Origin of the sequence: Oscillibacter sp. (genome assembly GCF_031978065.1) — a bacterium.
Classification (GTDB): Bacteria; Bacillota; Clostridia; order Oscillospirales; family Oscillospiraceae; genus Oscillibacter.
This window is the reverse complement of record NZ_DALZCH010000112.1, coordinates 1-10,190: the sequence shown is the minus strand read 5'-3', so window position 1 is coordinate 10,190 and position 10,190 is coordinate 1. Positions and strand designations below refer to the sequence as shown.

General features: G+C 57.9%; 9 protein-coding genes and 2 pseudogenes. 9 read left to right on the top strand and 2 right to left on the bottom strand.

Features of this window, described 5'->3' with window-relative positions:
- Both gctB and RTK01_RS13905 read right to left on the bottom strand, forming a co-directional pair.
- Nucleotides 1-463, bottom strand: a pseudogene (gene gctB / locus RTK01_RS13910) (glutaconate CoA-transferase subunit B); the annotation flags it as partial.
- A gap of 2 nt (nt 464-465) precedes the next feature.
- Entirely contained in the window at nt 466-1,578 is a 1,113-nt protein-coding gene (locus RTK01_RS13905; RefSeq protein WP_312281544.1) for a CoA-transferase, read from the bottom strand.
- A 195-nt stretch (nt 1,579-1,773) separates the two neighbouring features.
- Between RTK01_RS13905 and RTK01_RS13900 the strand changes: the two genes are divergently transcribed.
- The 9 genes and pseudogenes from RTK01_RS13900 to RTK01_RS13860 all read left to right on the top strand — a co-directional run.
- A complete protein-coding gene (locus RTK01_RS13900; RefSeq protein ID WP_293009173.1) occupies nt 1,774-2,625 on the top strand; it encodes a helix-turn-helix transcriptional regulator in 852 nt (283 codons plus the stop codon).
- A 280-nt stretch (nt 2,626-2,905) separates the two neighbouring features.
- On the top strand, nt 2,906-3,874 hold the full coding sequence (locus RTK01_RS13895) for a hydroxyacid dehydrogenase (protein ID WP_312281543.1): 969 nt from the start codon (nt 2,906-2,908) through the stop codon (nt 3,872-3,874).
- 375 nt (nt 3,875-4,249) lie between these two features.
- On the top strand, nt 4,250-5,035 hold the full coding sequence (gene hgdC, locus RTK01_RS13890; RefSeq protein ID WP_312281542.1) for a (R)-2-hydroxyglutaryl-CoA dehydratase activase HgdC: 786 nt from the start codon (nt 4,250-4,252) through the stop codon (nt 5,033-5,035).
- A gap of 104 nt (nt 5,036-5,139) precedes the next feature.
- On the top strand, nt 5,140-6,423 hold the full coding sequence (locus RTK01_RS13885) for a 2-hydroxyacyl-CoA dehydratase (protein ID WP_312281541.1): 1,284 nt from the start codon (nt 5,140-5,142) through the stop codon (nt 6,421-6,423).
- Nucleotides 6,420-7,562 carry a (R)-2-hydroxyglutaryl-CoA dehydratase subunit beta gene (hgdB, locus tag RTK01_RS13880; protein ID WP_312281540.1) on the top strand — a complete coding sequence of 381 codons (1,143 nt, stop codon included), beginning with the start codon at nt 6,420-6,422 and terminating at the stop codon, nt 7,560-7,562. Before RTK01_RS13885 ends, hgdB begins: the two co-directional genes overlap by 4 nt.
- A gap of 99 nt (nt 7,563-7,661) precedes the next feature.
- Entirely contained in the window at nt 7,662-9,431 is a 1,770-nt protein-coding gene (locus tag RTK01_RS13875; RefSeq protein WP_312281539.1) for a carboxyl transferase domain-containing protein, read from the top strand.
- Nucleotides 9,432-9,464: 33 nt separating this feature from the next.
- Nucleotides 9,465-9,605: an OadG family protein gene (locus RTK01_RS13870; RefSeq protein ID WP_294855834.1), complete on the top strand. Its 141-nt coding sequence runs from the start codon at nt 9,465-9,467 to the stop codon at nt 9,603-9,605.
- A 38-nt stretch (nt 9,606-9,643) separates the two neighbouring features.
- Nucleotides 9,644-9,937: an OadG family protein gene (locus RTK01_RS13865; RefSeq protein ID WP_312281538.1), complete on the top strand. Its 294-nt coding sequence runs from the start codon at nt 9,644-9,646 to the stop codon at nt 9,935-9,937.
- Nucleotides 9,938-9,994: 57 nt separating this feature from the next.
- Nucleotides 9,995-10,190: pseudogene (locus tag RTK01_RS13860) on the top strand (acetyl-CoA carboxylase biotin carboxyl carrier protein subunit); the annotation flags it as partial.

Genomic DNA, 10,190 nt, shown 5'->3' with positions numbered 1-10,190 from the left:
TCTGGTGCTGCATCATGATGACGGTGTTGCAGTAGGTGGCGATGCCGTTGGCTCCGCCGGACCCGGTGAAGCGGGTCTTGGGGTGATGATAGTCGCCGATGCAGGTGGAGTTCACGTTGCCGAAGGGGTCGATCTGTGCGCCGCCGATAAAGGCAATCAGCCGGTCCTCGCCGTGGAGCCACTCGTTGGCCTCAAAGCCGATGAAACGGACGTTGGGCCACTGCACGGCGCAGTGGGCCATAAAGCGGTTGTCGCCCACGCTGCGGGGCACCTCCACGGGGTCGCAGTCCATCAGGCCGCTCTCCACGATGGGGTGGCAGGAGGGACAGATAATCCGCTTGGCGAGGGATGCGCCGATCAGCGGCAGGCCCGTTCCCACAATGACAATCTGGTTCGCCTGAATGTTTTTGGCGATGGCGAAGGCCTGCATTTCCTGCTTTGTGTAATTCGTATAATCAGGCATTTTCAGCACGTCCTTTCCGGAATTTTTCCGGCATAGCCAAGGCCGGGCACATTTTTGGTGGAAATCAGGTGGCTTGCGCCCACCTTATCCAGCATCTCTTCGTGGGTCTTCACGCTGTATACCCATTTGTTCAGGAAATCCTGGAAGGTTTCGGGAACGGCGGTGCCGTCCTCCGCACCCTTGGCGGCGGCAGCGGCCCGTGCGGCAGCATCGGCGGCCTTTGCGTCGCCGGGAGCTTTTTCAGCGGCCTTCTGGGCCTTCTCGGCGGCTTTGGCAAGCTGGCGCTTGGCGTCGTCCGCGTCCTGATATTTGGAAGCCTTGTCGTATTCTGTCATGGCCTTGCCGTCCACGTCGTAATACCCGTAGCACTGGGCGGGCCATGCGCCGTGGGGCGCGTGAACCACCGCGTCCACGCACATGCCGAAGATGCGGGTCAGCGTGGGGTCACGGCGAATAAACTCGTCGGAAACCAGCTCTTCACAGGTGACGATGGTCCGCTTGGCGGCCACGGCGATGTCCACGTCGTGGAATTCGTCGCCCTCGATAATGCAGGTCCCGTCGGGGGATGCCTTCTGCACGTGGATGACGGCGCAGTCCAGCTTGGGCACCGGCACGGCGATGACCTTTTCACCGGGATTGAAGGGATTGTCCACGTAAACGAACTTGTCGTTGTCCACAGAGTCCATTTTTTCCCGTTCCTCGCGGCTGATGCCCCAGTGCTCCGTCAGTCCGGAGCCGTTCATCAGGCGTACGGGCAGGAAGGGAAGGCCCAGAGACGCGGCGTGGAGCTGAAGCATCAGGACGTCCTGAGAATAGTCCTCAAAGGTCAGCTTGCCCTCCTCAATGGCAGCGCGAAAGCGGCGGGAGACGTTGGTATAGCCGGAGTTGGCGGTATAGCAGTTGATATACGCCTTCACGCGGCCCTCGCCGATCATCATGTCCCAGTCGCCGCCTGCGGGGCCGCCCCATGCAGTGAAATCCTTCTGCCCCTGGCGCAGGATTTCATACACGGCGGCATAAGGCTTGCGGTTGGTGGTAAAACCGCCAAAGCAGATGGTGTCTCCGCTCTTCACGTACCGGGCTACGGCTTCGGAGAGCGTGCAAACTTTTCCCATTACGATTGCCTCCACATCTTGATTGTTTTTCTGTCTGAATAACACAAAAAAGCTTGTGTTTTCATAGGGAATCATATATCATAGTACCATATGTTAAACCTCTGTAAAGGAACATTTGCGCGAAAAAATTAGCGGATATTGTTTTACTGCCTGATTTTGCGCCATTGCAGGCAGAGACGAAAGGAGGGGTCCGGCATGCAGGTGCAGCCGTTTTATTTAAAGATGAGCCGGGATAACTCCTGGTATATGGACCGCCCGCATTTTCATGAGAGCGTTGAATTTTTGATGCCTGTCTCACGGGGCGGAGAAATGTTCGTGGAGAATCAGGTCTATTCTCTGCACCCCGAGGCTCTGTTTATTCTTCCGGACGCCACGTTGCATAAAACTTTGGCCGCCGAACCGTATGAGCGGTATGTGCTCCATGTGCCCATTCCCACGATTCATGCCATCTCCACGCCCCGGACCGACCTTTACCGCAGGGTGCAGGAGGCAGAGCGGATGGTGGAGACGGGAACCCGGTACAATGAACTGCTGTCGCTTTTAAAGCGGCTGGACTGGGAGCAAGGCCGCAAGAACGCGGGCTTTGGCTCCGATTTGAACCAGATGCTGCTTCTGTCGGAGTTTTTGCTTCAGGCGCTGTCCATGGCGCCGGTCCGCCGGTGGGCGGACGAGCTGTGCCAGATCGAGCGCCCTTCAGACCCCGGCAGCAGGGAAGGGGCGCTGCAAATCAGTGCGGTGCTGGAATATTTGCAGGAGCATCTGGCGGAGAAGCTGACGCTGGAGCGGGTGGCTTCGGAATTTTTTATCAGCAAATACTATCTGAGTCACTGCTTTAAAGAGGCCACGGGCTTCAGCGTGATGGAATATGTCATCAACACCCGCATCCTCCGGGCCCGCCGCCTTTTGCAGGACGGATACCGGGTGCAGACCGCGGGAGAGATGGTGGGATTTCAGAGCAACGAGCACTTTATCCGCACCTTCACGTCCTTGACGGGGCTGCCGCCCAAGCAGTATGCCAAGCGGTTCAGTCAGGGAGAGCGGAAGTAAGTCTGTGTTTTGTCCACAAGCACAATATATATCATAAATTCTCTGTATTTTCTATATTTTGAGGAAATGCAGAGAATTTTGCTCTACAAAATGACGAAAAGGGAGTTGCAAACCCGTCAAAAATGACGGAAATTATGGAGAATTAAAAATATATTGCAGGAATACTTGCAAAATTAAAAAGAGTAGGCTATGATAATACTACGTGATATATAAAAACGTGAGGAGCGGCGGGTGTTCCCTGCCGCTCCCGAAAAAATGGATTTTTGGAGGAACGCAAGTCATGAAATACAAGGCTTATTACACCAACAAGCTCAGCGATGTGGCGACCCAAATCTTCAACAGCAACGATGTGGAAGTAAAGGTTGCAAGCGACCTGAATGAGGAGACTTATCTCCGGGAGCTGAAGGAGTATCAGCCCGATGTGATTATGTGCCGCACCGAGCCGGTGACCGCCGCGATGATCGACGCCTGCCCCAATCTGAAGGGCATCGGCAAGCAGGGCGCGGGTCTGGACAATATTGACCTTGACTATGCCACTTCCAAAAAGATTCAGGTGGTATTCGCCCCCTCCGGCAATGCAAATGCCGTGGCAGAGCATGCCGTGATGCTTTTGATGATGACCGCCCGCCGCTTCAGCTATGTGGATAAGCAGTTCCGCAGCGGCAATTTCTATGTGCGCATGGGCCTTGAAAACACCGTTGAGGTGGAGGGGAAGACCCTGGGCCTGCTGGGCTGCGGCAGAATCGCGAAGATTTTTGCGAGCAAGTGCATCAATGGCCTTGGGATGAAGGCCATCGGCTATGATCCCTATGTCACCAAGGAGCAGTTGGGCGGCCTTCCCATCGAGCTGAAGGACAATGCCGACGAAATCTGGAAGACCGCCGACTTTGTCTCCATCCACCTGCCCCTGATGCCCTCCACGGAGAAAACTGTGGGCATGGAGCAGTTCAAAATGATGAAGCCCCGCGCCATTTTCCTGAACGTGGCCCGCGGCGGCCTGATTTACGAAGAGGAAATGGTGGAGGCCCTGAAGACCGGCGTGCTGTTCGGCGCGGGACTGGACGTGTTTGAGCCCGAGCCGCTCAGCGAAAACAGCCGCCAGATGTTGGATATGGAAAACGTGGTCCTCACGCCCCATACCGCCGCTTCCACGGAGGAGTCCGTGATTAACTGTTGTACCTCCTGCGCCACCGATCTTGTGAACCTGTGCTATGGGCGGGCCCCGGTCTGCCCCGCCAACAAGATCTGAGGCAATTTCGGGGGGCGCGGCGCCCGAGCTGCGCCGACCCAATTTTCCGGCCGCCCGCTGAAATTGCTTTCGGCTGGCGGCCGGTTTTTACCCGGAGATTGGTTGCGTCCGGTCAATTTATTTGACAATCTGTCAATTTTTTTGGTTTGAACTGGGCAAAATTGTGAGAGCAGACGAAGCAAAAAGCAATATATGCTAATTTTTTAACGCGCGGCAGTATTTACAATTTGCCCCCATATGGTATTCTAAGGCTGTGGAATCATCAAAAAACCACCTGTTTCAAAGGACTTTCGCGGATTCTGGGTGGATGTGTTCCGAAGAGCGGGGGAAAACACGGGGTTGCGTTCCCCATTGCCCCAAAGGAGGCTGCTTTTTATGAATGAGATTTATACAATGGGCATCGACGTAGGGTCCACCGCCTCCAAATGCGTGATCATGAGGGACGGGAAGGATATTGTGGCCAAGTCGCTTGTAAGCGTGGGCGCGGGCACCAGCGGACCCAGCCGCGCCATCGCGGAGGTGCTGGAAGCCGCGGGGATGAAGAAGGAAGACATGGCCTTCATTCTGGCCACCGGCTATGGCCGCAACTCTCTGGACGACGTGGCGGACCATCAGATGAGCGAGCTGAGCTGCCACGCAAAGGGTGCATTTTTTCTCTTTCCTCAGGTTCACACTGTCATTGATATCGGCGGGCAGGACGTGAAGGTGCTGGAGATCGAAAACGGCGTAATGGTAAATTTCGCCATGAACGACAAATGCGCCGCCGGTACGGGCCGGTTTCTGGATGTGATGGCCCGTGTGCTGGAGGTAAAGGTGGAGGATCTTGCGACCCTTGGCGCACAGTCCACCAAAAACGTGGAAATCAGTTCCACCTGCACCGTGTTCGCAGAGAGCGAGGTCATCAGCCAGCTTGCCAAGGGCAGCGACAAGCGGGACATTATCAACGGCATCCACAAGTCCGTGGCCTCCCGAGTGGTGGGGCTTGCCAAGCGCATTGGCGTGCGGGACGCGGTGGTGATGACCGGCGGCGTTGCGCAGAACGATGGGATCGTTTCCGCCTTGCAGGAGGTGCTGGGCCATCCCATTCTCACCTCGCCATTGACACAGTATAACGGCGCGCTGGGCGCGGCGCTTTATGCCTGGCAAAAAGCTGCCAAATAATCAGCAAGTGATCCCGAAAGGGGAACCACGCGCCCATCCCGGGCGGGACGCGGCGCAATATCAGGAAAAGAAACGCAAGCTTATGAGAAACGGAGGATATATTCATGGCTGAAAACGAAAAGAACACCGCAGCCGCCCCAGAGGCGGCTCCCGTAAAGAAGGCCCCCAAGCCGGCCAGCCCCGGTACGCAGGCCCTTCGGGACGTGGTGAGCAAGGTGTACGCCGCCGCATGGGAGGCAAAGGAGGCGGGCCGCCCTGTGGGCTGGTCCTCGTCCAAGTTCCCCTGCGAGATTGCCGAGGCCCTGGGTCTGGCGGTTGTCTACCCGGAGAATCAGGCCGCCGGGATCGGCGCTCAGCACGACGGGCAGCGGATGTGCGAGGCGGCGGAGTCTTTGGGCTATGACCCGGACATCTGCGGCTATGCCCGAATTTCCCTTGCCTATTCCGCCGGAGTGGAGACCACCAACGAGTCCCGCCGCGTTCCCATGCCGGACTTTGTGCTCTGCTGCAACAACATCTGCAACTGCATGACCAAGTGGTACGAGAACATTGCCCGGATGCACAACATCCCCCTCATCATGATCGATGTGCCCTACAATAACGAGGTCACCGTCAGCGATTCTCAGGTGGCCTATATCCGCGGGCAGTTTGATGATGCGATTCACCAGATGGAGAAAATCGCCGGAACAAAGTTCGACGAGAAGAAGTTCGAGCAGGCCTGCGCCAACGCAAACCGCACTGCCAAGGCATGGCTGAAGGTGTGCGACTATTTGCAGTATAAGCCCTCTCCCATGAGCGGCTTTGACCTGTTCAACCACATGGCGGACGTGGTGACCGCCCGCGGCAAGGTGGAGACAGCCGAGGCCTTTGAGCTGCTGGCCACCGAGCTGGAGGAGCACGTGAAAAACGGCACCACCACCGCGCCCTTCCCCGAGAAGTATCGTATTATGTTTGAGGGCATCCCCTGCTGGCCCAACCTGAAAACCCTGTTCAAACCGCTGAAGGCCAACGGCGTCAACGTCACCGCCGTGGTGTACGCTCCCGCTTTCGGCTTTGTGTACGACGATCTGGACGACATGGCAAGAGCCTACTGCAAGGCGCCCAACAGCGTGTGCATTGAGCAAGGCGTGGATTGGCGCGAGGGCATCTGCCGGGACAATAAGGTGGACGGCGTGCTGGTCCATTACAACCGCTCCTGCAAGCCCTGGTCCGGCTATATGGCCGAGATGCAGCGCCGCTTCACAAAGGATCTGGGCGTGCCCTGTGCCGGGTTCGACGGCGATCAGGCCGATCCCCGCAACTTCAACGAGGCCCAGTATGAAACCCGGGTACAGGGTCTGGTAGAGGCGATGGAGGAGAACATGAAGCAGAAGGAGGCCAGGGCATGAGCATCGAAGGAATTGTAAAGGAGTTTGCCGCCGTGGCGGAAAGCCCCAAGGAACAGCTCAAGAAGTATAAGGCGGAGGGCAAAAAGTGCATTGGCGTGATGCCCTATTACGCACCCGAGGAGCTGGTGGCCGCCGCCGGAATGATGCCCTTCGGCCTGTGGGGCAGCAACAACAAGACCATCTCTCAGGCCAAGGAATACTGCGCCACTTTTTACTGCACCATCGCCCAGTTAGCCCTTGAGCTGCTCCTGGACGGCACGCTGGACCTGCTGGACGGCATGATTACCCCCACCATCTGCGACACCCTGCGCCCCATGAGCCAGAATATCCGCGTGGCCATGAGCGAGAAGCTACCCTGCATTTTCCTGGCGCATCCCCAGAACCGCAAACCTGCCTACGGCAAGAAGTTCTGCATGGACCAGTATACCCACATCAAGACGGAACTTGAGAAAATCTCCGGCGCACCGATTACCGACGAAGCCCTGCGGGAGACCATTAAGGTCTATAACCGCAGCCGCGGGGCCCGCCGGGAGTTCGTGAAGCTTGCAAGCGACCACTGCGACGTGATTACCCCCGTGATGCGCAGTGCGGTGTTGAGGGCCGCGTGGTTTATGCCTAAGGCGGAGCACGCCGAAAAGCTGGAAGCCCTCAATGCAGAGCTGAAGGCCCTGCCCGTGTGCAACTGGAAGGGCGTAAAGGTGGTCACCTCCGGCATCATCTGCGACAATCCCAAGCTGTTGGAGATTTTTGAGGAGAACAAGGTGGCCATCGCCGCCGACGACGTGGCCCACGAGTCCCGGGCCTTCCGGGTGGACGCGCCGGAAACGGGCGATCCCATGGAGGCGCTGGCCCAGCAGTTTGCCGATCAGGATTTCGACGTGCTGCTCTACGATGAAAGCTCCAGCGAAAACCGCCGGGGCGAGCATGTGGTGAGACTGGTGAAGGAGAGCGGGGCCAAGGGTCTGGTGCTGTTTATGCAGCAGTTCTGCGACCCGGAGGAGATGGAGTATCCCTCCTTGAAAAAGGCGCTGGACGAGGCCGGAATTCCCCATATCAAGCTGGGCGTGGACCAGCAGATGCGGGATTTCGGTCAGGCCCGCACCGCCATTCAGGCGTTTGCGGATGTGCTATCCCTCTGAGAAAAAGATAAAAGCTTGAATTGCGCGGGACGGCCGATTGGCCGGGCTGCCGTCCCGCTTCTCCGCCCGCGGCCAAATTACATGATAAGGTGGTACGATATGAGCGCATTTGGCTATTCCATGCCTTCCTATTTCCAGAATATGCCTCAACTGGGAACGCCGCTTCAAGCGGCGAACGAGGAAAACGAAAAGACCCTGCGGAAAGTCGAAGCCGCGTATAACGCTGAGGTGGAGGCCACTCTGGCCGCCGGCCGCAGCGACGAGTCCCTCAATCAGGCCGGGCAGATGACAGCCAGCCAGCGAGTGAACCTTCTGGTGGACGAGGGCACCTGGTGCCCGCTGGACAGCCTGTATAATCCCGAGAACAACAAGGACGGCTCCACCGGCGTGCTGATCGGCATGGGCAAAATTCAGGACAAGTGGGCCGTGGTCATCGCTTCCGACAACAAAAAGCTGGCGGGTGCATGGGTTCCCGGTCAGGCGCTGAAGCTGACCCGGGCCACGGACATTGCCAAGATGCTCCGCATTCCTCTGGTGTACGTGCTCAACTGCTCCGGCGTGAAGCTGGATGAGCAGGAGAAGGTCTTCGCGGGCCGCGTCACCGGCGGCACACCTTTCTACCGTCATGCCGAGCTGGAGCAGATGGGCATTCCCGTGCTGGTGGGCATTTACGGAACCAACCCCGCCGGCGGCGGCTATCACGCCGTCAGCCCCACCATCCTCATCGCCCATGAGAAGGCTAACATGGCCGTGGGCGGCGCGGGCATCGTGGGCGGCATGAATCCCAAGGGCTATGTGGACGAGGAGGCCGCCGAGGCTTTGATCGACGCCACCCTCAAGGCCGGGAAGATCGACCCTCCCGGCGCGGTGCACATTCACTTTGGCGAGACGGGCTTCTTCCGCGAGGTTTACTCCGGCGAAGAGGGCGTTTTGACCGCCATCAAGAAATATATGGACGCCATCCCCGGCTACAACGAGAACTTCTTCCGGGTGGCGGATCCCATGGAGCCTGCGCATCAGGGCGAGGAGCTTTATACCCGCGTACCCGCCAACCAGAAGCGTGCCTATGACATCCGGGAAGTGCTGGCTTGCCTGTTCGACAACAGCGAGTTTATGGAGTTCAAGAAGGGCTACGGCCCCGAAATCGTCTGCGGCCTTGCCCGGATCAACGGTCTTCTCACCGGTGTGGTGGCAAACTATCAGGGTTTGATTCCCGGCTATCCCGAGTATCGCGAAGCCGGTTCCGTGGGCGTGGGCGGCAAGCTGTATCGTCAGGGCCTGATTAAGATGAGCGAGTTTGTCACCATGTGCGGACGGGACCGCCTGCCCATCGTGTGGATGCAGGATACCACCGGCATCGACGTGGGCGACCCCGCCGAGCAGGCGGAGCTGCTGGGCCTTGGCCAGTCGCTGATTTACTCCATCCACAACGCGAAGGTCCCCCAGATGGAAATTACCCTGCGCAAAGGCACCGCTGCCGCCCACTATGTCATGGGCGGACCGCAGGGCAACGCGCGCAACGTCTTCAGCATCGGCACCGCCGCCACTGAAATCTACGTGATGCACGGCGAAACCGCCGCCGCGGCCATGTATTCCCGCCGCCTTGTCAAGGACAAAAAGGAAGGCAAGGATATCCAGCCCACCATCGACAAGATGAACGAGCTGATTCAGGAGTATGCCGAAAAGTCCCGTCCCGCTTCCTGCGCCAAGACCGGTCTGGTGGACGAGATTGTGGAGATGACCAAGCTGCGCAACTATATCTGTGCGTTCGTGGGTGCGGCCTATCAGAATCCCGAGTCCATCTGCCCCTTCCACCACATGATGACGCCCAGAATCATCCGTGACTGGGACCGTCTGATGAACAAATAAGAAAGAGAAGCGGATGCTTCTTGAGGTGAATGTATGATTCACGGTAGTATGAGCTTGGGCGTGGCAGGCATCGTCAGTCTTGTCAGTATGGCGGTGGTGTTCGTTGTTCTGCTGTCGCTTTACGCGATTATCACCGCGTTTGGAAAGGTCTTCTCCCGAAAAGAAGACAAATGATCGAAGAAAGGAAAGCGTTTGCTTCTTAGGGTGAATGTATGATCCATGGTAGTATGAGCCTGGGCGTGGCGGGCATCGTCAGCCTTGTAAGTATGGCAGTAGTATTTGTTGTTCTGCTATTGCTCTTTGTAATTATCACCGCATTCGGCAAGTTCTTTGCCGCCAGAAAAGAAAAAGCGGCTTCCTCGGCACCTGCCGCTCCCGCCGCCGCCCCTGCGGCAGCGCCGAGACAGGACGACGCGGAACTGATTGCCGTTCTCTCCGCGGCCATCGCGGAATACGAGCGCGGACGCCGCAACCCCTTCATCCGCAATCGGCGGGATTTGGACTGAACGTCTTTTGATCCCCAGATAAAAATAAAATTCATATTGTTTTAAGGAGAAATTGACATGAGAGCTTACACGATTACCGTCAATGGCAAGGCTTATGACGTTCAGGTGGCTGAGAACGACGCTTCCGCTTCCGCCGCTGCTCCCCGCATTCAGAGCGTGACTCCTGCCGCCGCTCCCGCGCCCACCGCTGCTCCTGCTCCCGTCGCCGCACCTGCGGCCGCTCCCGCCGCTCCCGCCGCCCCCGTTGCCGCCG